General features: G+C 63.7%; 21 protein-coding genes and 1 pseudogene. 6 read left to right on the top strand and 16 right to left on the bottom strand.

The window, feature by feature from the left end:
• From ACFC25_RS21630 to ACFC25_RS21610, 5 genes are all read right to left on the bottom strand, one after another.
• Positions 1-789: a LamB/YcsF family protein gene (locus ACFC25_RS21630; RefSeq protein ID WP_376048978.1), complete on the bottom strand. Its 789-nt coding sequence runs from the start codon at positions 787-789 to the stop codon at positions 1-3.
• Between the two features lie 180 nt (positions 790-969).
• Entirely contained in the window at positions 970-1,785 is an 816-nt protein-coding gene (locus tag ACFC25_RS21625; RefSeq protein ID WP_337349106.1) for an ABC transporter permease, read from the bottom strand.
• Between the two features lie 2 nt (positions 1,786-1,787).
• The gene (locus ACFC25_RS21620) at positions 1,788-2,708 is read right to left on the bottom strand and encodes an ABC transporter permease (protein WP_337352727.1); all 921 of its coding nucleotides are present in this window, start codon (positions 2,706-2,708) and stop codon (positions 1,788-1,790) included.
• A complete protein-coding gene (locus ACFC25_RS21615) occupies positions 2,705-3,817 on the bottom strand; it encodes an ABC transporter ATP-binding protein (protein WP_376048974.1) in 1,113 nt (370 codons plus the stop codon). The genes ACFC25_RS21620 and ACFC25_RS21615 overlap by 4 nt, the downstream gene beginning before the upstream one ends.
• A 50-nt stretch (positions 3,818-3,867) precedes the next feature.
• Complete coding sequence (locus tag ACFC25_RS21610; RefSeq protein ID WP_376048972.1) at positions 3,868-4,956, bottom strand: ABC transporter substrate-binding protein; 1,089 nt, start codon at positions 4,954-4,956, stop codon at positions 3,868-3,870.
• 327 nt (positions 4,957-5,283) lie between these two features.
• On the opposite strand from ACFC25_RS21610, the gene ACFC25_RS21605 reads away from it, so the two are divergent.
• Positions 5,284-6,210: a LysR substrate-binding domain-containing protein gene (locus tag ACFC25_RS21605; protein WP_337349110.1), complete on the top strand. Its 927-nt coding sequence runs from the start codon at positions 5,284-5,286 to the stop codon at positions 6,208-6,210.
• A 141-nt stretch (positions 6,211-6,351) separates the two neighbouring features.
• Entirely contained in the window at positions 6,352-6,618 is a 267-nt protein-coding gene (locus tag ACFC25_RS21600; RefSeq protein WP_337349111.1) for a hypothetical protein, read from the top strand.
• 174 nt (positions 6,619-6,792) lie between these two features.
• On the opposite strand, the gene ACFC25_RS21595 is transcribed toward ACFC25_RS21600, so the two are convergent.
• Together ACFC25_RS21595 and ACFC25_RS21590 are read right to left on the bottom strand one after the other, a co-directional pair.
• Complete coding sequence (locus tag ACFC25_RS21595) at positions 6,793-7,470, bottom strand: 4-carboxy-4-hydroxy-2-oxoadipate aldolase/oxaloacetate decarboxylase (protein WP_337349112.1); 678 nt, start codon at positions 7,468-7,470, stop codon at positions 6,793-6,795.
• A 27-nt stretch (positions 7,471-7,497) separates the two neighbouring features.
• Positions 7,498-8,706 carry an aspartate transaminase gene (locus ACFC25_RS21590; RefSeq protein ID WP_376048967.1) on the bottom strand — a complete coding sequence of 403 codons (1,209 nt, stop codon included), beginning with the start codon at positions 8,704-8,706 and terminating at the stop codon, positions 7,498-7,500.
• Positions 8,707-8,940: 234 nt separating this feature from the next.
• Between ACFC25_RS21590 and ACFC25_RS21585 the strand changes: the two genes are divergently transcribed.
• Together ACFC25_RS21585 and ACFC25_RS21580 are read left to right on the top strand one after the other, a co-directional pair.
• Positions 8,941-9,462: a hypothetical protein gene (locus tag ACFC25_RS21585; protein WP_337352732.1), complete on the top strand. Its 522-nt coding sequence runs from the start codon at positions 8,941-8,943 to the stop codon at positions 9,460-9,462.
• Positions 9,463-9,628: 166 nt separating this feature from the next.
• Positions 9,629-11,785 (top strand): glycogen debranching N-terminal domain-containing protein, encoded by a 2,157-nt coding sequence (locus tag ACFC25_RS21580; RefSeq protein WP_376048964.1) that lies wholly within the window; start codon positions 9,629-9,631, stop codon positions 11,783-11,785.
• 48 nt (positions 11,786-11,833) lie between these two features.
• Here ACFC25_RS21580 and ACFC25_RS21575 read toward each other — a convergent pair whose 3' ends face one another.
• Positions 11,834-12,205: a VOC family protein gene (locus ACFC25_RS21575; protein ID WP_337349116.1), complete on the bottom strand. Its 372-nt coding sequence runs from the start codon at positions 12,203-12,205 to the stop codon at positions 11,834-11,836.
• Positions 12,206-12,322: 117 nt separating this feature from the next.
• Between ACFC25_RS21575 and ACFC25_RS21570 the strand changes: the two genes are divergently transcribed.
• Positions 12,323-13,114, top strand: coding sequence for an IclR family transcriptional regulator (locus ACFC25_RS21570; protein WP_376048960.1), 792 nt, complete (start codon positions 12,323-12,325; stop codon positions 13,112-13,114).
• 24 nt (positions 13,115-13,138) lie between these two features.
• On the opposite strand, the gene ACFC25_RS21565 is transcribed toward ACFC25_RS21570, so the two are convergent.
• The 8 genes and pseudogenes from ACFC25_RS21565 to ACFC25_RS21530 all read right to left on the bottom strand — a co-directional run bounded on the left by ACFC25_RS21565 (position 13,139) and on the right by ACFC25_RS21530 (position 20,460).
• The gene (locus tag ACFC25_RS21565) at positions 13,139-13,624 is read right to left on the bottom strand and encodes a glycerate kinase (RefSeq protein ID WP_376048957.1); all 486 of its coding nucleotides are present in this window, start codon (positions 13,622-13,624) and stop codon (positions 13,139-13,141) included.
• The gene (locus tag ACFC25_RS21560; protein WP_376048954.1) at positions 13,621-13,935 is read right to left on the bottom strand and encodes a glycerate kinase; all 315 of its coding nucleotides are present in this window, start codon (positions 13,933-13,935) and stop codon (positions 13,621-13,623) included. Before ACFC25_RS21560 ends, ACFC25_RS21565 begins: the two co-directional genes overlap by 4 nt.
• On the bottom strand, positions 13,932-14,921 hold the full coding sequence (locus ACFC25_RS21555; RefSeq protein WP_376048951.1) for a 2-hydroxyacid dehydrogenase: 990 nt from the start codon (positions 14,919-14,921) through the stop codon (positions 13,932-13,934). Before ACFC25_RS21555 ends, ACFC25_RS21560 begins: the two co-directional genes overlap by 4 nt.
• A 2-nt stretch (positions 14,922-14,923) precedes the next feature.
• Positions 14,924-15,910, bottom strand: a complete 987-nt coding sequence (locus ACFC25_RS21550) for a hydroxymethylglutaryl-CoA lyase (RefSeq protein ID WP_376048949.1) — start codon at positions 15,908-15,910, stop codon at positions 14,924-14,926.
• The gene (locus tag ACFC25_RS21545; RefSeq protein WP_376048946.1) at positions 15,907-17,157 is read right to left on the bottom strand and encodes a CaiB/BaiF CoA transferase family protein; all 1,251 of its coding nucleotides are present in this window, start codon (positions 17,155-17,157) and stop codon (positions 15,907-15,909) included. The genes ACFC25_RS21550 and ACFC25_RS21545 overlap by 4 nt, the downstream gene beginning before the upstream one ends.
• Before the next feature lie 45 nt (positions 17,158-17,202).
• Complete coding sequence (locus tag ACFC25_RS21540; protein WP_376048943.1) at positions 17,203-18,678, bottom strand: GntP family permease; 1,476 nt, start codon at positions 18,676-18,678, stop codon at positions 17,203-17,205.
• 366 nt (positions 18,679-19,044) lie between these two features.
• Positions 19,045-19,971: pseudogene (locus ACFC25_RS21535) on the bottom strand (manganese catalase family protein); the annotation flags it as partial.
• A gap of 9 nt (positions 19,972-19,980) precedes the next feature.
• A complete protein-coding gene (locus ACFC25_RS21530; protein WP_376048987.1) occupies positions 19,981-20,460 on the bottom strand; it encodes a MarR family transcriptional regulator in 480 nt (159 codons plus the stop codon).
• Positions 20,461-20,718: 258 nt separating this feature from the next.
• Between ACFC25_RS21530 and ACFC25_RS21525 the strand changes: the two genes are divergently transcribed.
• On the top strand, positions 20,719-21,537 hold the full coding sequence (locus ACFC25_RS21525; protein ID WP_337349122.1) for a hypothetical protein: 819 nt from the start codon (positions 20,719-20,721) through the stop codon (positions 21,535-21,537).
• Positions 21,538-21,629: the final 92 nt, after the last annotated feature.

Raw genomic sequence — 21,629 nt, 5'->3', positions numbered from 1 at the left:
TCAGGCCGCTTCCGCTTTGGCTGCCAGAACCTGGGCCAGCGGGGCAATGGTGACGCCGGCGGCGGTCAGCTCCTTGCGGATGAGGCGGGCCAGGTCCACGGCGCCGGGGTTGTCCCCGTGGAGCAGGATGGTGTCCGTTACGACGGGAAGCTTCAGGCCGGATGCAGATTCGATGACGCCCTCGCACACCATCCGGATGGTGCGGTCGATGATTGTTGCCGGGTCGTGGATGACGGCCCCAGGCTGGCTGCGGGGCACCAGGGTTCCGTCGTCTTCGTAGGCGCGGTCGGCGATGCCGACAATGCCCACCGGCAGCCCACGGCTTGCCGCCGCCTGGGAAAGCTCACCATCCTGGGCCAGGACGATCAGGTCCGGACGGACACGGTGAACGGCATCGGCGACGGCCGCGGCGTAGTCAGGACGTGTGGCGACGAGGTTCCCCAACCGCCCGTGGGGGGCGATATGGGAAACGCGGGTGCCGTGGTAGCCGGCGAAGGCCGATAGGGCCCCGAGCTGATAGAGGACATCATTGCGGACCTCATCGGCAGTAAGGTCCATGGTGCGCCGTCCAAAGCCCCTGAGATCGGGGAAGCTCGGGTGTGCCCCGATGCTGACACCCCGGCGGACGCATTCCGCTACCGTGCGGGCCATGATATCGGGGTCTCCGGCGTGGAATCCGCAAGCGATGTTGGCGCTGGAGACGATTTCAAGAAGTGCGCTGTCATCACCCAGGGAGTAGGCACCGAAGCCTTCACCGAGATCTGCCACAAGATCAACTGTGCGACCCATAGTGTGTGCCTTCCCTTCATTGTGTACTGAGCTGGAATGCCCCGTAGGGGCCGAAAAAACCTTGGGCCAACTGCTGCAGTCCCGCCCTATTCAAGGGTGGCACCGTGCGCTGCCCCACACAAAGACGTAATCGGTGTCACGGGATAGGCCCCAGTTATGACCGGCGCCTATCCGGTTCCGCTAACGCAGGGCCTTGCGGAGCCCCATGACGCGCTCCACTACAACCACTACGGCGAGCGAGATCAGGATGAGGATGACGGACAATGCTGCGACCGCTGCATCGGCAGAGTTCTCCACATACCGCAGGACCTGTACGGGCAGTGTCGGCAGCCCTGATTCAGCAACAAACAGCGAGATGACTGCTTCGTCGAATGACACGATGAAGGCTATGACGCCGCCGGCAATGACGCCGGGCTGGATGATTGGAAGGGTGATCCGCCGGAAAACCGTCCAGGACCCGGCGCCGAGGATCCTGGCCGCCGCTTCACAGGAGGTGTCAGTGGTGGCAAGGCTCATGAGCGTTGTCCTGATGACAAACGGGATGGTGATGGCCACATGCCCGATGATGATTCCCGTGTAGGTGTTGTTCAGTTCCAGGGGCCCGAAGAGCAGGACCATGCCGAGGGCCAGGACAATGCTGGGGATCAGCAGCGGGGAAAGGAAGAATGACTGCACCGCTGCCTTGGCCTTGAACTCAAACCGGTCCAGGGCCAGCGCCACCGGAACGCCGAGGGCCAGCACGATAACAGTGACAACGACTGCCACGATGAGGCTGACCCGCATGCCGTTCATGAAAGTGCTTTCCTCCGGCAGCATCTCATACCACTTGAAGGTCAGGCCCTCCGGCGGAAACGACAGGTACTGGTTGGAGGCGAACGAGACGACGAATACGATCAGCAACGGCGCCAGGAGGAAAAGGTAGAGCAGGAACACCAGGATGCCGAACGCCGGCTTGGCCGGGTTGAACCGTGGTTTGAATAGGCGTGCCTCGGACATGGCTAGCCTCCGATCTTTTTGGTGAGGCGCTGGTAGACCGCGATGATCAGTCCGAACAGGACCAGCAGGATGACGGATAGCGCTGCGGCGAACGGCCAGTTGAGCAGTCCGGTGGTCTGGTCATAGATTTCCGTTGCCAGTACCTGGACGCTGCCGCCGCCGAGGAGGCGGGGGGTGATGAACGTACTGATCGACAGCACAAAGACCAGCAGGAACGCCGTGAGGATGCCGGGCAGGCTCAAGGGAAGCGTGACCCTGGTGAACACTTGCAGCTTGCTCGCGCCCAAGGAGCCGGCCGCTTCTTCCAGTTGGGGGCTGAGGCGCCCGAAGCCGGAGATCATGGCGAGGATGGCATAGGGCATAAAAATTTCAACGAGGCCGATGGTTACCCCGGTCATATTGTTCGTGAGCTTGAGGGGTGCATCAATCAGGCCCATTCCGTCCAGCGTGGAGTTGACCAGGCCGTTGGTACCCAGGATCACCATCCATCCATAGGTCCGCACAACGGCGGAGGTCAGCAGGGGTGCGATGGCGACGGCGATGAGCAGCCCGCGGTATTTGCTGGTGCTCCTGGCGAGGAAGAGTGCCACCGGGTAGGACACCAGGACGCAGAGGACGCCCACGGTGACACCCATCTGGAAGGTGTCCAGGGTGACCCGCCAGTAGTAAGGATCGGTCAAGGGCTGAATGTAAGTGTCCAGCGTGAATGTCTCTTCGATGATTCCGTCGGGAGCGCCCCTGTTGAACGACATCCTGACCATGTAGGCCAGCGGGAAGACAAAGCTGACTACGAGGCCGAGGAGACCCGGCAACAGAAGGGCGAGGTAGGTGCGCCGGTTCCGGCGTCTGGTAGCCTTTTCCAGCTCACCTTCAGCAGCACCGGCTCGGAGGACGGCCGGGGTCTGTGTCTCTGTGACGGTCACGCTGCTGGTGCTTTCACTGCGGCAGGCAACAGGTATGCGTCCTGTTCATCCCACGAAAGGTAAGCCGCGTCGCCTGGACGTGGCAGGTCGCCGCTTGAAGTCGGCATTTGTGCCTGCAGGATGCGGTTGCCGGCCTTGACGGCCACGGAGATAGCATCGCCCGTGTAGCTGACGCGTTCAATAACGCCCGCAATGGCTTCGACCCCCGCAGGGTGCATGGCCACGCGGAGCCGGTGGGGGCGGATGACCAGTTCATGCGTGGAACCGGCCAGGCCTGGTGCGCCCACTGCACCGAACTGCCCGAGGTCATCGATGGAAACCCGGTAATGCGTTTCACCCCTGGCGGCAGAACCTGTCTCTGACACGACCCGGGCGTTGAGGAAGTTGGCTTGGCCAATGAAGTTTGCGACGAACCGCGTCCGCGGACGTTCATAGACCTCGGTGGGGGAACCGAACTGCTCAATGAGCCCCCCGTTCATGACGGCGATACGGTCCGCCATGTCCAGTGCCTCGTCCTGGTCGTGCGTAACGAACAGTGTAGTCGCCCGGGTCCGTTGCTGGATGGAGCGGATCTCAGTCCGCATCGTTTCGCGGAGTTTCGCGTCCAGGTTGGACAAAGGCTCGTCCAGGAGCAGGAGGGTGGGCTCCACGACCAGTGCGCGTGCCAGGGCGATGCGCTGTTGCTGTCCGCCGGAAAGTTCCCGGACCTGCCGCTTGGACAGGTGTCCCAGCTGCACCATGTCCAGCGCACCGGCAACGCGGCGTTTCTGGTCGGCTTTGGAGGTCTGGCGCATTTGCAGCCCGAACGCCACGTTCTGTTCGACATTCATATGCGGAAAGAGGGCGTAGGACTGGAAGACCATCCCCATGCCCCGCTTGTTGACGGGAGTGTGGGTGATTTCCTTGCCATCAACCACGATGGAGCCAGCGGTCGGATCCATCAGGCCGGCGACCATCCGCAGCGTGGTGGTCTTACCGCAGCCTGACGGGCCGAGGAGCGCCACCAGGTGCCCCTCTTCCACCTCCATGTTCAGGCGGTCGACGGCCGGTTCAAGACCGGCAGCGTATCTCTTGGTCAGATCCACGATCGACAGTTTTGTTTCAGTCACGATTTCAGTTCTCCTGAAGCAGGGTGTGGGGAGGGGCGCCGTGGGGACAGCTACTTGGTGATGATCTGGCGCTTCCAGGTGTCAGTCCACTTGTCACGGGCCGAAGACAGGAACTCAACATCAAGGGGAACGATGTTCAGGGAGCCGTCAGTGGGAACCACTCGGTCCTTGACCTCGGCCGGAAGTTCGGCGTTGGTGACGGAAGGCGCATAAAACAGGGCCTTAGCGAACGCGGTCTGCGCCTCGGCGGATAGTGCGTAGTCAACGAAGGTCTGGGCAGCCGCCTTGTTGGGCGCATCCTTCACGACGTTCACGGTGTTGATCTGGTAGACAGTGCCTTCCTTGGGGAAGGTCACGCCCATCTTCTTGTTGCTCTGGTCGCTGTAGAACTGGCCGCGGGCGTTCTGCCCAAGTCCCAGCACCGTCTGGCCGGTGATCACGTTTTGGTATTCGTCGGGGTTTGGCGCGAAGGTCTGGACGCCTGGTGCCATTTCCTTCAGGCGTGCCACAGCCTTGTCGATGCTCTGCGTGTAGTCCTCCCCTTCCATCTTCGACGTGATGGCGGTCAGGGAAAGTCCCAGCAGGGAGGGCGGAGCGTTGACGTTGATCTTGCCCGCGTATGCCGGATCCCAAAGCACTTCCCAGCTTTCAGGGGCTTTGGGGAACGTGTCCGTGTCATACAGTAGGCCAACGGCGTCGAGCATGACTACCGGCCCGAACCCATCCTTGTTTTTGAACTGATCCGGCACGTTCGCCAGGTTCGGAACGGCGGCGGCGTCAATCTTGTCGAAGAGTCCCTGGGTGTTGCCTGTTGTTGAAACCGAGTTGTCCATGATTGCCACGTCCGTGGCCGGATTGTTCTTCTGCCCCTGGAGGGCGCTGAGCATTTCGGCGGAGGAACGCTTGGACGCGTAGTTGATCTTGATGTCCGGGTACTTGGCCTTGAAGGGTTCGATCACGGCGGCCGTGTACTGGTCCTGCCAGACCCCGGAGTAGGCAATCAGGTTTACCTCGCCCGACGTTGCACTTGAGTTTCCCGCACTGCTGGACCCGGCGTTGCCCCCGCAACCTGTGAGCACAAGGGCGGCTGCTGTCGCGGCAGCAGCTAAAGCGATCTTGCCTTTACTGATAACTCTCATTGTGTCTCTTCCTTAATGAGGGGAACCCGGGATCATTGAGCATCGGATTCTTGGGATGTTCCTAGAACATATGGAGGAAATATTTCTGGAATGTAAAGGAATGCAGCATTTTCTGTAACTGGAACCATTTATGCAAAAGCCCTATAGGGGCATCATCGCCGCTTATGGCTCGTAGGGATATAATCGGTTTGTCACAGAAATTATGTTCTGGAGATCAACTTAGCGTCCGAGATGTGGATCACACAAAGACCTATTGCGTATCCCGCCATAGAATCCGGATATGACCCGTCGGGGCTTCAGGGCGCCGCAGACGAAGGAAACGCCGGTATGGACACTCGAAAACTCGCCTACTTTGTGAAGATCGTTGATTCGGGAAGCATCACGAAAGCGGCCGCTGCCTTGCATGTGGCACAGCCTGCCCTGAGCCAGCAAGTGTCAGCGCTTGAAACGGACTTGAAGCAGAGGCTCCTGATCCGAAGCAAGCAGGGCGTCCAGCCCACAGCCGCCGGCCACACGCTCTACCGGCATGCGCAGACCATCCTTCGGCTCGTGGAACAGGCCCGGCAGGACGTGGCCAGTTCCGGGGCGGCGCCTGCGGGACGAGTGTCCATTGCGATCGCGCCGTACAGCATGGCCTCGAGCCTCACGCCGCGCATAATCGGGGAGGTGGCCCGCCGCTACCCGGATATTGTGCTCCATTTGACGGAGATCTACGGCGGTGTCCTCAGCGAAGCGATAAAGAACGGCAGGCTGGATATGGCCCTTATTTACGAACCTGGGCCTATCCGCGGCGTGCAGTTCACCACGATGATCGTGGAGGATCTGCACCTCGTGGTGAACGCCAGGAACGTTTCGGCCGCCGTTGCGGGCGAATCGGGCGAAATCACACTTGAGCAAGCTTCGGAATTCGGCTTGTTCCTTCCGGAGCAGAACCACACTCTCCGCCAGATCATCGAAACCGGCCTGCGGAACAAAGGCCTAAGTCTCCGTCTAGTCGGCGAAGTCGAGTCCGTGCCTTCCCTGACACGGCTCCTAGAGGCTGACATGGGCGCAACCATCTTGCCGAAGTCAGCAGCGGACGCCCTTTTCCATGAGGAGGACTTCCGGGTCCTCCGGATTGTAGAGCCCGGACTGCAATGCAAAATAGCCCTTTGCACGCCGGACCACGAACCATTGTCAGAGGCGGCATCCGCCGTCCTTATGGTCTTGAAGGAAATGCTCCAGGAAATGCTAAGTTCCAGATACGCGAGCTAGCGCGCCACCCAAACGTTTTCCTTATCATGGCAGTTATATTTGGTCTTAGTAATTGCACTCCCGCGAATCTAATCTGTAATTGAAGGCCGGATCAGCCGGTAATAGGTTTCTTAGCTGAAATTACTTGATTGGGAGCACGTCGTGAAAAAGATCAGCAGCGCGCACCGGGACCCTTCGAGCGGCAGCCGCTTGGCGGCGAGGACTGGATCCCACTGCCCGGCCAACGGGTTCTGGATTCCCGAAGGCCAGCCGGGCCAGGCAGTCTTCGTCTTTGAAGGCAGCATCATGCCGGCCGGCTCCTCCGGTGCCACGGTCTGGCTCCTGGACAAAACCATTTCCGGGCCGCCCGCTTATCCCCTGCCAGGGCCGCAGCGCTCATACGCGATGGCCCGCTCGCTGGCTGGCTGAGTTCCGGCTGCCTCGGTCCCCGGACACTGCCCCAAGCCACCGCGCGAACTGGCAGCTAGTACCCTCATATCCGTGTGACTTGAGGGTACTAGCTGCCAGTTCGCGCTTAATTGGCTTTCGCGTACCAGTGCCGCCGCACGGGATTTCTTCCGCGCGACGGCACTTGGTCTGTTACTAGGCGTCTTCGACCAGCAGGCCCTTTGCCTTCAGCACCTCAGCCAGGTTGCACAGCTCTATGGTGGTGCCGCCTTCGTGGTAACGGCGGATAAGGTCGCGCTCGGCGTCGTCGCGTTCCTGGGAGAGGCGGATAACGTCTTCCACTTCGTCCTTGCGGACCACAACCACGCCGTCGGCGTCCCCCCGAAGGATGTCGCCGGGGTAGATGATCTCGTCGCCGAAGACCACCGGGTGGTTGATGGGGCCGATGGTTTCCTTCACCGTGCCCTTAATGGAGACGCTGCCGGAGAATACAGGCAAGCCCAGTTCAATCAGGTCCTGGGTGTCGCGGACGCCTGAGTCAGTGACCAGTCCGGCCAGCCCTTTGGCCTTCATGGCGTTACCCAGGACGTCGCCAAAAGTGCCGGCCTCTTCGAATTCGCCGGCCGAGACCAGGACCACATCGCCCGGCTCGGCATAGTGGATGGCTACCTGCAGCATCAGGTTGTCACGCGGGGCGCAGCGGACAGTCAGCGCGGGTCCGCAGAAGGACATACTGCGGTCGATGGGCTTGATTCTGGAGCTGAGCGCACCCTTCCTGCCCTGGGCTTCGTGAATGGTCGCTGAGGAGAATTTGGCAAGCCTTTGGACGGCGTCCGCCGTCGGCCTGTCAACTTTTGTCTTGACGTGGATCATGTCGTTGTCCTTCGGTTTGAGTATTGATCAGCTGAGGGCCTGGACGGCCTTGTCGATGGCGGCGATCGATTCTTCGATGATGTCGAGGCTTGTGGCGTAGGAGATGCGGAAGTAGGGGCCAAGTCCGTAGGCCGATCCCGGGATCGCTGCCACCGATGCGTGGTCCAGCAGGTAAAGGACAAAGTCCTGGTCGTCGTGGATGGTGGCGCCCTCCGGCGTCGTTTTGCCGATGGCCCCCGCACAGTTGACATAAGCGTAGAAGGCTCCTTCCGGCGTCGCACAAGACAGGCCGTCGACGGCGTTGAGCCCGGCTACTGCCGCATCGCGTCGACTGCGATAAATTTCGACGCTGTCCCGGACGAAGCCCTGATCGCCGGTGAGGGCTGCGGCGCTGGCAGCCTGGCTGACGGAGGACGGGCAGGAGGAGATCTGGGACTGGAGCTTGTTGATCGCGGCAATCAGGGGGGCCGGACCTGCCGCGTAACCCAACCTCCAGCCGGTCATGGCGTAGGCCTTGGACACACCGTTGACGACGAGGACGCGGTCCTTCAGCCCGGGGGCTACCTCCACCAGGCTGGGCAACCTGCCGCCACCGAAGTAGATCTGGTCGTAGATTTCGTCCGTCAGGACATAGACGTGGGGGTAGCCGGCGAGGACGTCCGCGAGCGCACGGAGTTCCACCGGGGAGTAGACCGCGCCGGTGGGGTTGGACGGCGTGTTCAGGATGACCCATTTGGTCCGGTCAGTGAGGGCTCCGGCAAGGGCATCCGGTGTGAGCTTGAATCCGACGTCCTCGCCGCAGGGCACAACGACCGGTGTGCCATCATTCGCGAGCACCATGTCCGGGTAGGAGACCCAGAAAGGGGCGGGCACAATCACTTCGTCACCGGCGTCGAGGGAGGCCATGAAGGCGGTGAAGATGACCTGCTTGGCGCCTCCGCCGATGGTGAGTTCGGCTGGAGTGTAGTGGAGGCCAGTGCGCAGCTCGATGGTCTGCAGGATGGCTTTCTGCAGCTCAGGGGTCCCGGTGACGGAGGTGTACTTGGTCTCCCCCTTGCTGATGGCTTCAACGGCTGCGGCTTTGATGTGATCGGGCGTGTCGAAGTCTGGCTCGCCGACCGTCAGGTCCAGGATCCGGCGCCCTTCTGCCTTGAGCTCACGCACGCGGGCAGCGGCGGCAACGCTGGCAGAGGACTTGATGCGGGATACCCGCGTTGCAGGTACAAATTTAGACATGGTCTCTTCCTAGGGGCTCAGGAGACAGCGGTACTCACTTCCTTTGACACTAGGGAAATCCGGCGGGTCTGGATAAGACCTAAAGTGCGTGGACGGATAAGCGTCCCTTATGGCTGGAGGCCACACGTTCCGGTTATGGGTCCACGCACTATTGGTATTTCCGTGGCAGGGCGGACCTGTCTAGCCTTCTAGGTAAGCTGGCCCGCTCAGCGCCATCCCAACCGAGGAGTGCTCTTGGCCCTAACCCACCATGCCGACGGCGGTGGCTACCGATACCGGGGCAAGCGGAAGCCCGACACAGCTGCTGTCCAGGCGGAAAAGATCCGGGTGCTCCTCCGGGAGGAGCGGCAACGGATTACGTTCAACGCGAGCAGCATCCGCTCCCTGGCGGTCCGTCTGAACCAGCAGATCGCCCAAGCGCTGTGCGACGGGATGAAAATAACCAGCTTGGCCGGCGCCGCGGGCCTGTCGCGCTGGGCTGTGCGCACCATTGGCCTGTCATCTGACGGGCTGTTCCCATCGGGCGTTCCGGCGGAGCATCATCTGGCCATCATCGGGGAGCTGAAGTCAGAGATGGCCGAACTGGAGGAGTCGAAGGCCGTCCTCCTAAGGAGGCGCCTGAAGCTCTTGGCCACAGCCCGCCGTCTCGGGGTCTTGGATGACTACGAGCTCGCAGCGCTAAGCGGACTCCAGCGGGAAACCGTCCGGAAGATGACATGGGGACTGCAGCCAGCGCCGGTCAGCCAAGCTGTGTAGGCCGAACGGTAAGCCGGGCACCAGCCGGTTCCTCCCAGGTTGCTCCACGCCTATCATCGCGGTGAGTACAGGCGTAGCGTCTATCCAAGGGAGCAAGACTGCGGTTGCCGATTGGACCCAGAATGGCCTGACGCCGCCGGTCTTGAGCCGCTGCAAGGAGGCGGGAATGGCTGGCTGGAATGCAGACACGGCCGCCGGGCCGTTGGGGTCCGGCACCGTTACGTTGGTGGAAGGATCATCCTTCTGCATCTCCCTGGCAAATGGGGACATCCATCCGGAACATCCGCACGGGGTTTTCCATGAGGACACCCGCATCCTCTCGCGCTGGAACCTGGCCATCAATGGGCAGTCCCTCGAGCCGCTGACAGCATCGACGCAGGAACCCTACAGGGCCCTGTTCATTGGCCGTGTCCCCCGCTCCGATGGGTACGCGGACAGCCCCCTGATCGTGGAGCGCCTGCGCGAAGTCGGTGCCGGGATCCTGGAGGAGGTCACCATCCGGAACTACTCCTCCGATGAAGCCCAATGCCTGGTCGCCCTCACCGTTGAATCGGACTTCGCGGATCTCTTCGAGGTAAAGGAGGCTCGCATCCAGCGGCGCTGGGATGAAGCCCGCCATGCCGACGGCGACTCACTGACCATCAGTGCCACCTGGCAGGACGTCCGGAAGGGTGTCATCGTCAACGCCAGGGGCGCCGAGGCCACCACTGAGGCCCTTACCTACCGGGTGGTTGTTCCGCCGCGGGGATACTGGAGCACCACCCTGGCTGTGGTGCCCACAGTCGACGGGGCGGCTCCGGCGGCTTCGTTGGTTCGTCCGGCTCGGGGCGAAACCTCCCCCAGCGATCGTCGCCGCCAGGCATGGGTGGCGAAGATTCCCAGGCTGCATATCAGCAACCGCTCGATCGAACGGACCCTCCGGCGCAGCTATGACGACCTGGGCGCGCTCCGCATTGAAGATCCCGCCCACCCAGAGCGGATCGTCGTGGCCGCCGGCGCGCCGTGGTTCATGACGCTCTTTGGCCGGGACTCGCTCTGGGCCTCCGAAATGGCGTTACCGGTGGACCCGTCCCTGGCATTGGGCACCCTGCAGACCCTGGCGGACCGCCAAGGCCGCGTAGTGGATCCCATGAGCGAGGAGGAACCGGGGAAGATCCTGCACGAGGTCAGGCTCGGCGTCTCCAGCGGCCTGTCCCTTGGCGGAAAATCCGTTTACTACGGCAGCGTCGATGCGACTCCGCAGTTCGTCATGGCTCTCGGGTCGGTCAGCCGCTGGGGTTTTGCCAAGGACACCATCACTGCACTGCTGCCCCACGCCGACCGCGCACTGGATTGGATTCGGAACTATGGGGACAAAGACGGCGACGGGTTCGTCGAATACCAGCGTCTCAACGATCAGGGCCTCATCAACCAGGGCTGGAAAGACTCCTGGGACGGCGTCAACTTCGCGGACGGCCGTGTGGCGGAACCCCCGATCGCGCTCTGCGAAGTCCAGGCATTGGTCTACTCCGCCTTCCTTTCCCGTGCGTGGATAGCGTATGACGCCGGCGACGCACCTTTGGCCGCCGAACTGGCCACCGAAGCGGCTCAATTGAAGAAGCGGTTCAACGAAGCGTTCTGGATGCCTGACCGCGGCTACTACGCCATCGCCTTGGATGGCAAGAAACGGCAGGTGGACGCGTGCGCGTCCAACATGGGGCAATGCCTGTGGCACGGCATCGTCGATGAGGACAAAATACAGCAGGTTGCAGAACGGCTTATGTCCCCCGAGATGTTCAGCGGCTGGGGCATACGAACCCTCGCCAGCGATATGGGCGCCTACAACCCGGCCAGTTACCACAACGGCTCGGTCTGGCCGCACGATAACGCCATCATCGCGGCCGGCCTGATGCGGTACGGCTTCGTGAACGAGGCACAGCGGATCGCCACGGCACTTTTCGAGGCGGCCGATTACAGTGATGGCCGACTCCCGGAGTTGTTCTGTGGCTTCAGCCGCGAGCAAGTACCCGAGCCCGTGCCGTATCCTACGGCGTGCTCCCCCCAGGCGTGGGCAGCGACCACACCGATCATGTTGATTACCAGCCTGATGCGGTACGACGCCCACGTTTCCCGGGGCGGATTCTGGATGGATCCGGCACTCCCGGAGTCGTACGGCAGCCTGCACCTTACAAACGCGCCCATGGCGGGAAGCCGGATCACCATCGATATCGCCGGGTCCGAACCTTCCGTGCAGGGTCTGCCCGACGAAATTACCTTCCACCGTGAACACCGGCCCTGGCTGACCGAACTGATGGAGGAAGCCGGGCTGGGCGGCACGGGCTAGGTGCTTCACCACTGTGGCTACGGTCGGCCAGTATGTCTGTCCCGCAGGTCAGACGTGCTGGTCGACGAGCACCGGGTTGCCGTCCGGGTCCACCACCATGAAGCTCGCCGGCCCGGTGGTTGATTCGTCGGCCTCGGCAACGAACTCGACGCCTTTGCCTTTCAGCTCCCGCTGGAGTTCGCGCACATCGGTGAAGGAGTCCACCGCCTCGGCGTTCTGGTTCCAGCCCGGGTTGAACGTGAGCATGTTCTTCTCGAACATCCCTTGGAAGAGCCCGATCACTGTTTCACCGTTCTTCAGGATCAGCCAATTCTGGGTGATGTCACCGCCGAAACTGGTGAAGCCCAGTTTCTCGTAGAACGCGGCAGAGGCTGCGATGTCCTTGACCGTGAGGCTGATCGAAAAGGCACCAAGCTGCATGGGTTACTCCACTCTCCAAGGGGGACGGGTATTCCGATGGTACGCCTGCCGATCCGTCGATCGGCGATGTGCACCTCCAGCTGGATTCCGCTGCGGGCAGCGTCTAGCGTGAGTTCCATGTCACCGTCCGATCCATCAGCGAAGTCCGGCAGCAACCCATTGCTTGTCCTGGGAAAAATCACCTCCATCCTGGATGCTTTTTCCCTCGCCAAACCGGTCCTGTCGCTGAGTGATATCCGCGAGCACACCGGTATGCCCACGTCCACGGTGCAGCGGCTGGTCACCAACCTGACCTCGCAGGGGTTCCTGGACCGTGAGGAGGATGCCTACCGCATCGGTATGCGGATGGCCTACTGGGCGGCCCCGGCAACCCGCGGCATGGAAGTGGTGGACATCCTGGGTCCGTTACTTAAGAAGCTGCGCGACACCACTGGCGAGACTGCGTGTTTCTTCAAGTCGGAGCAGCATTACCGCGTGTGCGTGGCCCTGGCCGAAACGCGCCACGCCCTTCGCCGGGAGATGCACCTCGGCAAGGTTGCCCCGCTGTATGCAGGTTCCGCCGGCCGGGTCCTGCTGGCGTGGGATCCGGAGCTGATGGATGCCGTCCTGCGCGATCCCCTGACTCCGATCACGGAATCCACCATCACCACCTCCGAGGACCTGGCCGTGGCCGTCAAACAGACCCGGCGGGACGGGTTTGCCATCACGGTCGGCGAGCGCGAAGACGGGGCGTCCGGCCTGTCCGCCCCTGTTTTCGATTCGGCAGCCGGCCTGGTGGGTGCGGTGACCATCAGCGGACCTACCCTCCGGATGCCGCTGGAGACCTGCGAAGCCTGGGTGGAGCCCCTGCTCACCACGGCAGAACACATGACCAGGCTGATCGGTGGGCGGTTTCCCGGCGAGTCCTAGGACCCACCGGGAAACCAAGGAAAGCTACAGCGCGGCGATGGTCTTGCCGGCAGCCCGCATCGCAACTGCGTCGGTGGCGATGAGGATGTTCGCGAAGTTCTCCGCATAGTCCCCCAGGTCCTCCGCTACGGAACCCACTACGGCAATGACGGGAATCTGCCGTCCGGAGTTCCGCACCCGTTCGAGGATGGCGGAGATGATCTTCCCTTCGCCGGTTTGCGAATCCAGGCGCCCCTCGCCCACCACGACGGCGTCGGCAGACCCCAGCAGGGCGTCAAACCCGGCTGCATCGAGAACGGCGTCGGCCCCGGACACCAGGTCAGCCCCAAAGTGCGCCCACAACCCACCGGAGAGGCCACCCGCCGCACCAGTGCGCGGCACGCCCGACGGGTTGCGCGGATAGGAGGCGGCCAGGTGCGCCAGGCGTTCTTCCAGCAGTCTTACCGTGGCAGGATCGGCGCCCTTCTGCGGCCCGAATACACGCGGGGCATCCAGGAAGCTGGTGGTCACGTCGGACAGGACGGTGATCCGCGCACCGCCGAGTCCGCCGTTTTCGGTGATGGCCTGGACTGCCCCGGCCCCGCCGTCGGTGGTGGCAGAACCGCCTGCAGCGGCTCACCCCAGGAATTGACGACGTCGACAGTCACGGGTGACGCGCGCAGGCTGCGGCAGAGCGCGTCGAAGGTTCCTTCCCCGCCGTCGGCGACGGGCAGTTGCGTCGCCGGACGCCCGCCGTCGTTGACGCCCGCAGCGATGGCCGCCGCGACTTCGGCCGCCGAGTACGTCCCCTTGAAGCTGTCCGGGGCAATAAGGACGGTCATGCCGAAGGGATCTGGTTGACCGCGTGCGGAGGCGTGCGTCCTTCGGCGATGGCGATGGCGTTGAGCGCGCTTAACCGGGCCATCTCGCTGCGGACCCGCACGGTGGCGCTGCCGACATGCGGCAGCAGCACCGTGTTGGGCAGCTCTTCGAGTCCGGGCGCAAGTCGCGGTTCGTCCTCGAAGACGTCCAGGCCGGCAGCGGCAATCTCGCCGGTGCGCAGGGCATCTACGAGGGCGGCCTCGTCCACCACGGGACCGCGGGCGGTGTTGATCAGGATGGCGTCCGGCTTCATCCGGGCCAGCACGCCAGCGTCCACGAGGTGCCGCGTCTGGTCGTTCAGCGGGACGTGGAGGGACAGGAAATCGCTGCGTTCCACGAGCTCGGGCCATGGCACTTGCCGGACCTTGCCGGCGAACTCGCCGAGTTCCTCTTCGCTGACGGGACGCTCTCCCGGGGGACGCGGCGCGAAAACCACCTCCATGCCGAAACCCAGCGCACGCCGGGCGGTGGCGCGGGCGATCCGGCCGAACCCGGCCAGGCCCAGCACGGCCCCGGAGACGTCCCGGCCCAGCATGAACTCCGGTTCCCAGCCCTGGAACTTGCCGTCGCGGACCAGCTGGTCTGCTTCCACTACGCGGCGGGCGGTGCCGAGGATGAGCAGCATGGCGATGTCCGCCGTCGCGTCCGTCAAAACCCCGGGAGTGTTGCCAACAACGATGCCGTGTCGCGTTGCCGCGGCGACGTCGATGTTGTTGTATCCCACAGCGTAGTTGGAGACGCCCTTCACCCTGGCGTCGGCCAGAAGCGGCTCGTCGATGACGTCGCGCAGCTGGGTGAGGACCACGTCGTAGTCCCCCGAAGCGCACAGCGCCGCCAGCGTGCGGTAGTCAGGCGGCTCGGGCAGCACGGTGACCTGGCCGGCGTCGGACAGCAGTTGAAGCCCCGGTTCCGGGATGGCGGTGGTGACGAGGAAATGGCTGCCCATCGTCAGTTGCCTCCCGTTGTGCCGGACTGGAGCGCGTCCTCAAAGGGAAGGACCCAGTCGAAGGCTTTGGCCTTGGACCGGGCGCCCTGGGCAGCCTTGGAGCGGTTGGGTTCCCCCAGTTCGGCCAGCAGTTCCTCGGACAGGACCACGAGGTCCGCGAAGGCGTCCGTGGTCAGCCACTCCGGGCGGGTGGCGAACAGGATGTCTTCGCTGGAGGTGTTGCCGCTGGCACCCGGGGCGAACGGGCAGCCGCCGAGGCCGCCGAGGGCGCCGTCCACCATGGCTGCGCCGGCCTGGATGGCGGCGAGGGTGTTGGCTACTCCCAGGCCCCACGTGTCATGGCCGTGGTAGACGATCCTCCGGGCCGGGGACTCGGCCCGGACCCGGGTGATCAGCCCGGCGACCTGGGCCGGGATGGCCTGCCCCAGGGTGTCGCAGATGACGATGTCCGTGGTGCCCTCAGCCCGGGGGTCGTTGGCGATGGACAGGATGCGCTCCTCGGGCACATAGCCTTCGAACGGGCACGTGAAGGATGTCGCGATGCACAGCTGGATCTGGCCGTTGACTGCCCGGGCGTATTCCACCGCCTCGGGCAGGGCGGCCAGGCTTTCATCCGTGGTCCGGCCGATATTCGCCTTGTTGTGGGAATCCGATGCCGACAGGCAGTACTGGAAGTTCCTCGCGCCGGCGGCCGAAGCCTTGGCTACATGGCCGGGGGTGGCCACCCAGATCCAGCACTTTTCCAGTTCCTCCGGGCTGAGGGCCTGGACCACCTCCAGGGTGTTGGCCATGGGGGGCACCAGGTCAGCGCGTGCCATCGAGCCGAGCTCGATGGCCGGAACGCCCAGCCGGATCAGCTCCCGGACGGTTTCGACTTTCCGCTCGGTGGAGAGCATTTTCCCGGTGAGCTGCAGCCCGTCCCGGAGGGTCACGTCCCGAAGGATGGTGTTCCCGAGCGTTGTTGCGAGGCTGGTTTCGTTGGGGTTCATGGCTGGAGGGCCTCCTCGCGGCCGGAGGCCGCCGTGATCTCGCCGGAGTCCATATTGAGGAGCCCGCGGAGGATTTCATCGGTGTTTTCGCCCAGGTCCGGTCCGAGGTTCCGGATGGGCAGCGACTGGTCTCCAATCACCGGGACGATACCGGGAAAGCCCACGCCGGGCAGGAGCTCCTCCCCGGTGGATACATCGAATTTCTGGATCATGTTCCGGGCCGCGTACTGGGTATCAGTGCTGATGTCCGCCGCGGTGTAGATGGGACCGGCCGGAACACCGGCGTCATCCAGTGCTGCCAGGGCGTCGGCGGCGTCCAGTTCCGCCGTCCAGGCGCCGATGGCCTGGTCCAGCTCTTCGCGCTTCGCCCAGCGGCCGGCGTTGGTCTGCAGGGTCGGATCCTCGGCCAGGTCCGGGCGGCCGATGGTCTGCATGTAGCGCTGGTAGATCGAGTCCCCGTTGCCGGCCACCACGATGCTGGCGCCGTCCTTGCAGATGTACGCGTTGGACGGGGCGATCCCTTCCATCCGGCCGCCTACCCGCTGCCGGTCCACGCCGTAGGCCTGGTAGTCCGGAATAAGGGATTCCATCATGGAGAACATGGCCTCGTTCAGCGCAACGTCGATGATCCGCTCGGTGAGCGGCACCGCGCCAGCCACGTCCCGCCGTCGTGCTTCCCGTTGGTAGAGGCTCATCATGGCGCCGAAGGCGGCGTAGAGGCCTGCGATTGAGTCCCCGATGGAGACTCCCACCCTGACCGGCGGGCGGTCCGGGTCACCCACGAGGTTCCGGAACCCGCCGTAGGCTTCGGCGACGGCGGCGAAGCCGGGCCGCTCGGACAGCGGCCCCGTCTGCCCGAAGGCTGAGATCCGGGTGATGATGAGGTCCGGGTTGGCTTCGTTGAGCACCTCCGGGCCGAGGCCCCACCGCTCCAGCGTGCCCGGTCGGAAATTTTCCAGCAGGATGTCCGACTTGGCGGCCAGTGCCAGCACGGCCTTCTTGCCGGCCTCGGTCCGAAGGTCCAGGACCACTGACTTCTTGTTGCGGTTGATGGTCCGGTAGAGCATGGAGGTATCGCCTTTATGCAGGCGCCAGTTACGCAGCTCATCACCGGTTCCCGGCCGTTCAACCTTGATCACTTCGGCGCCGAAATCGGCGAGCAGCCTGCCAGCGGTGGGCGCCGCAATGTAGTTTCCGAGCTCCAGGACGCGGACTCCCTCCAGGGGCGCGATGCGTGTCTGTGTCATGTCATTCTTCTTTCGTTGGCGTGTGCCTGGACGGACTGGGTCCGGTCAGAACAGCAGGCTCATAGGCAGGATCAGCAGGATCGCGACGACGGAGGCCACCGAGACCCCCACCGTCACCGACTTCAGGGCGCCCCTCACACTCTGCCCCAAAAGGGACTGCAGGAGCCAGAAGGTGTTGCTGGTGACATGAACCATGAAGAGCGATCCGGCGCCGGCGGCAAGAGCCAGGAGAACCGGGTCCAGCCCGATGGCCGGCGCAATCGGTGCCAGCAGTCCGGCCGCGGTGATGGCTGACAGCGTGACGGAGCCGACGGCGATGTGCAGCACAGCCGCGATAGCCCAGACCACCAGCAGCGGGGCAACGGTGCTCGCCGAGAAGAATCCGCCCAGGATGTCGCCGAGGCCGGCCGCGGCGACGGTTGCCGCGAGGGACCCGCCCACACCGGTGAGGATCAGGATCTGGCCGCTTTCCTTGAAGCCCACGGTGATGGCCTGTTCGACTTTTTCCTGGCCGATGGCGGCGCGGGTGACGAGGCAGGTGCCGATCAGTCCGATGAGCAGCGCGATGACGGGCTCGCCGAGAAGCTGCAGCCAGGGCATTTCGATGTCCAGGATCTCCATGATCGCGCCGGCGCCGATGAGGAGCAGCGAGGTCAGGAGCGGGGCGAACAACAGGATCAAGGGTGCCTGCTTCCGTTCGCGTTCAGCCACGGTGACTGTTCCACCGCCGGGCTGGGCGCCTGGCGCCGTGCCCTGCCCGCTGCCGCCGGAAACGCCGGCCCCTGGCTGGCCGGCTGCTGACTGGCCGGCTGCAGGCTGGCGCGTCCCGCCGTCGTACTCTTCCTCCCCCTCGCGGTCCTCTTCCTCCACGAAGGTGTGGTCCTCGTCCCTAGCTTCGTTCCAGAAGCCGCGGCGGAACAGGAACGTCATGATGGCGATGGAGATGACGATGGTGGGGATGACCAGGAGGAGCCCGAACAGCAGCATTTTGCCGAGCGGCACGTTCAGCAGGCCGGCGAGGGCGAGGGACGCGACGCCGGGGACCGTGAAGACGATGCCGCATTCGAGGGCGATGGCCATGGCGGTTGCCATCCGGGCGGTCCCGAGCTTGCCGATTTTCGGAGCCAGCTTGCGGGCCAAGGGGGCGGAAATCACGAGCAGCACGTCCAGGAAGATGGACTGCAGGACCGTTCCGATGGCCAGGCCCATGGTGTAGGGCAGGCGCTTGGGGCCGAACGTGTCCAGCAGGTGTTCCACTAGGCGGCGGATGGCGCCGCTCTGGTTGAGGATGGAGCCCATCAGGACGCCGAAGGCGATGAGCAGGCCCACGTCCACCATGATCTCGCCGAAACCGGAGGTGATGGTTTTGACTGTTTTTTCGACGCCGAAGCCGGCGGCGAGGCCCAAGTACACCGAACCTATGACCAGGGCGATGACGGGATTAACTCTGAAACGGACAATCAGGACCACGGCGGCGAGGACCGCAACAGCCGTGTTGATCAGGACAGCTATGTCTTGCATGTTGGGGAATCCGATCGTTGGGCCTTCCACATTGAAGGCTTGGGAACAGATGTGCACCGTGAGGGAGGCCACATCTCTAAACCCATATTATGGGATGAAACTCACAATGCAAGACTTTTCGGCTTTTATGTCCAGGTGAGAGGCACCCCAGGCGGTGCCACCGGGCCTGTTTCGGGCAGCACAAAACGGACGACGCCGGGGGATTCCCGGCGTCGTCCGTTTCAGTTTTATGCGGTCCCCAGCCGCCGACTACGGCTTTTTGGTGGTTCCCGCAGTCTTCGCAGTCTTTGCAGTTGTTGCGGTCTTTGCACTTGCGGAGCTGCTTGAGCTCCTGGCAGCGCCGCTGGAGGTGGTGTCCTTGGGGTTGTCCGCGTCCTGGAGTTCCACTTCAGCGGTGGCCTGGATGAGGGCGAGCAGGTCGGGGTCGAGGCCCGGCGCGAATTCCTCGCGGCGCTCCGGCGAGATGGTCATGGGGAAGCCCTCGGGCATCACGTCGGTGCTGAGCTCGGTGCCGTCGTTGGAGGGCGATGCCCCGCGGTAGAGCTTGCCGGCTTCACTGAGGTTGTCCGCGCTGAACGTGTACTGGATGCTCTGCAGCCCCACGTCCAGCAGCTTTTTGACCTCGGGGAATTGCTCCGCGTTGGTCTTGGGGATGGGCAGCACCTTGCCCCAGTTCACGCCGAGGCTTTCCAGAGCCTTGGCGAAAGCGTTCTCGTGCGCCTGGTCCCGGACGATCAGGTAGGCGATGGTGGACCGCGCTGTTTTGTTCTCTGTCATCTCGTAGATCCGGCATTTCTGCAGCCGGCCGGTGGATTCCAGCATCAGGTTGTACAGCAGGTCCAGGACCAGGTTTCCGCTGTTATAGACATAGGATCCGCTCCAGGGGTTGCCGGCCGCGTCCACGGGCAACGCACCCTGGGCGCCTACCAGGTAGTGGTGGATATTACTGGTGTCCAGGGCGATTTTAAGCGGCGTGGCACCTTTGGCGCCGGGCTGGTCCACGGGATCGGTCTTCTTGCCCTGGTACCGCGGGGAGCCGTCCAGGAGCTGGGAGATGGTGGTGCCGATGAGCTCAACGTGGCTGATTTCCTCGGTCCCCACCCCCTGGAGCAGGTCTTTGTAAGGCTTGGACGCGGGGTCGCCTCGGAAGTTCATGCTTTGGAACAGGTACTGCATCATGGTGCGCATCTCGCCGAACTGCCCGCCCAGCCCTTCCTGCAAAGCGTTCGCCGCTGCGGGGTCCGGCTCGTCGGCGGCGATTTCGTTGATCAGTTGCTGGGTATGCAAGTACATGGATCTTCCTCACTTTTTGATCTGGTACCTCGGGTGGACTGCTGGTTTCAATGAAGGGAGTCGGGCCCGGCTGCGGTTTTCGATGGAGCCCGGCTGAGCGTACGACGGCGGTGCGGCAAGGTCCGGCGCGCCGGCTGCGGGGCTCCCGCGGCCGCGGTTGGCCGTGGCCGCCTCAAGCGCCACACGGCCGGCGCCGGTGAGCCCGATGACAAAGTGACGCGGGTCGCGCGAAGGCTGGCTCCTGCTCACCAGCCCCGCGATTTGCAACCTGGCCAGAATCCTGCCGATGGTCCGGCTTCTGGCGTGGACGGCGGTGGCCAGCTGTTCCCGGTTCCGGGCGCCGGCGGCAAGGCCTTCTAGTGTGATGACCGCGGCGCGGGTCAGCCCCAGCGCGACGAGAACGTCATCCTGGCGGCGCTGCGCCAACCTCGCCGACAAGGACAGAAGGCGGCAGCCGTTCCGGATTTTTCGGTCTGAGTCGGCGATCATCGCAAGCTGCCCCTTCCTTGGGACTATCCGGTGTGGGGCCTACCATAAGCATGCTTAGTATCTGTTTGGCAAGGATGCCTGGCTTTTATCTTGAGGAGCGGCTTCTAACGCTCGACGGCGAACACTCCCCTTAGTGCCGGACCTTGCATTTTCAATAGCAAGTGTGCTTAGTATCTAGTTAGTAATCATGCTTACTATTGCGAAGCCAGCAGTGCTGGCGGCTCTTGCCAGCGAAACCCTTCACGAAAGAGAGCGACCATGACTGAAAACCAATGGCCCCAAACTGCGTCCCCAGCGACCCTGGACCAGTACGGCAACCCAGCGCCCACGGCTGGACAGGGTGGCGGATCCGCCTCCAGGACCGAGGCCGTCAAGGGCGAGGCTTCACAGGTAGCCAGTCAGGCCACGGGTGCGGCCAAGGATGTGGCACAGACGGCCAAGGCAGAGGCTTCCAACGTGGCCGCCGAGGTACGGACCAATGCCCGGGACCTCCTGCACCAGGCCAAGTCGGACCTCACCAGCCAGGCAGGAACCCAGCAGCAGAAGGTTGCAGAGGGAATCCGCTCCGTCTCCTCGGAGCTGCGCACCATGGCGGACGCCTCCAACCAGCCCGGCGTAGCGTCGGACCTCATCAGGGAGGCCGCCGACCGTTCGCAGTCCGTGGCATCCTGGCTCGACAGCCGGGATCCCGGTTCGCTGCTCACAGAGGTAAAGAGCTTCGCCCGGCAGCGTCCAGGCACGTTCCTTCTGCTGGCTGCCGGCGCGGGCGTCCTGGCCGGACGGCTCACCCGCAGTTTGGCCGCCGGGGCACCGGAAGCCTCCGGCCAGGCGTCCGCAACTGCCCCCAGGTCCGCGCCGATGACCGCTCCCCGGACCGTTCCGCAGACTGGCATCCGCCAGGAGACCGTGTTTGCGGCAGGCGATGACCGCGGCTTGTTTGAAGAGCCCTCCGTCTCGGGCAGCCCGATGTCCACCCAGTCGTTGCCAACCGGCACCGCTGCGGACACCCCACTGCGCGAAGAAGATGATCCGTTCCGCAGCAGCACGGCACGGGATACGGAAGGTCGTCACCTGTGAGCAGCCAGATGCCGGAGACTCCTGCGTCAGCGGCGCATGCGAAGGCGGATAACACGTCCCTGGGTGACCTGCTTGGTGAGGTGACCCGGGAT

The organism is Pseudarthrobacter sp. NPDC055928, assembly GCF_042270935.1.
GTDB lineage: Bacteria > Actinomycetota > Actinomycetes > Actinomycetales > Micrococcaceae > Arthrobacter.
The sequence above is the reverse complement of the archived record's forward strand: the minus strand, read 5'-3'. Positions and strand labels throughout refer to the sequence as shown.

Excerpts from the sequence above, each read along its gene's own strand:
- ACFC25_RS21595 (WP_337349112.1), bottom strand. The coding sequence starts at position 7,470 with ATGATCCACGTCAAGACAAAAGTTGACAGGCCGACGGCGGACGCCGTC.
- ACFC25_RS21545 (WP_376048946.1), bottom strand. The coding sequence starts at position 17,157 with ATGACACAGACACGCATCGCGCCCCTGGAGGGAGTCCGCGTCCTGGAG.
- ACFC25_RS21590 (WP_376048967.1), bottom strand. The coding sequence starts at position 8,706 with ATGTCTAAATTTGTACCTGCAACGCGGGTATCCCGCATCAAGTCCTCT.
- ACFC25_RS21550 (WP_376048949.1), bottom strand. The coding sequence starts at position 15,910 with ATGAACCCCAACGAAACCAGCCTCGCAACAACGCTCGGGAACACCATC.
- ACFC25_RS21630 (WP_376048978.1), bottom strand. The coding sequence starts at position 789 with ATGGGTCGCACAGTTGATCTTGTGGCAGATCTCGGTGAAGGCTTCGGT.
- ACFC25_RS21580 (WP_376048964.1), top strand. The coding sequence starts at position 9,629 with ATGGCTGGCTGGAATGCAGACACGGCCGCCGGGCCGTTGGGGTCCGGC.
- ACFC25_RS21530 (WP_376048987.1), bottom strand. The coding sequence starts at position 20,460 with ATGATCGCCGACTCAGACCGAAAAATCCGGAACGGCTGCCGCCTTCTG.
- ACFC25_RS21605 (WP_337349110.1), top strand. The coding sequence starts at position 5,284 with ATGGACACTCGAAAACTCGCCTACTTTGTGAAGATCGTTGATTCGGGA.
- ACFC25_RS21570 (WP_376048960.1), top strand. The coding sequence starts at position 12,323 with ATGTCACCGTCCGATCCATCAGCGAAGTCCGGCAGCAACCCATTGCTT.
- ACFC25_RS21525 (WP_337349122.1), top strand. The coding sequence starts at position 20,719 with ATGACTGAAAACCAATGGCCCCAAACTGCGTCCCCAGCGACCCTGGAC.
- ACFC25_RS21540 (WP_376048943.1), bottom strand. The coding sequence starts at position 18,678 with ATGCAAGACATAGCTGTCCTGATCAACACGGCTGTTGCGGTCCTCGCC.
- ACFC25_RS21560 (WP_376048954.1), bottom strand. The coding sequence starts at position 13,935 with ATGACCGTCCTTATTGCCCCGGACAGCTTCAAGGGGACGTACTCGGCG.
- ACFC25_RS21575 (WP_337349116.1), bottom strand. The coding sequence starts at position 12,205 with ATGCAGCTTGGTGCCTTTTCGATCAGCCTCACGGTCAAGGACATCGCA.
- ACFC25_RS21610 (WP_376048972.1), bottom strand. The coding sequence starts at position 4,956 with ATGAGAGTTATCAGTAAAGGCAAGATCGCTTTAGCTGCTGCCGCGACA.
- ACFC25_RS21555 (WP_376048951.1), bottom strand. The coding sequence starts at position 14,921 with ATGGGCAGCCATTTCCTCGTCACCACCGCCATCCCGGAACCGGGGCTT.
- ACFC25_RS21625 (WP_337349106.1), bottom strand. The coding sequence starts at position 1,785 with ATGTCCGAGGCACGCCTATTCAAACCACGGTTCAACCCGGCCAAGCCG.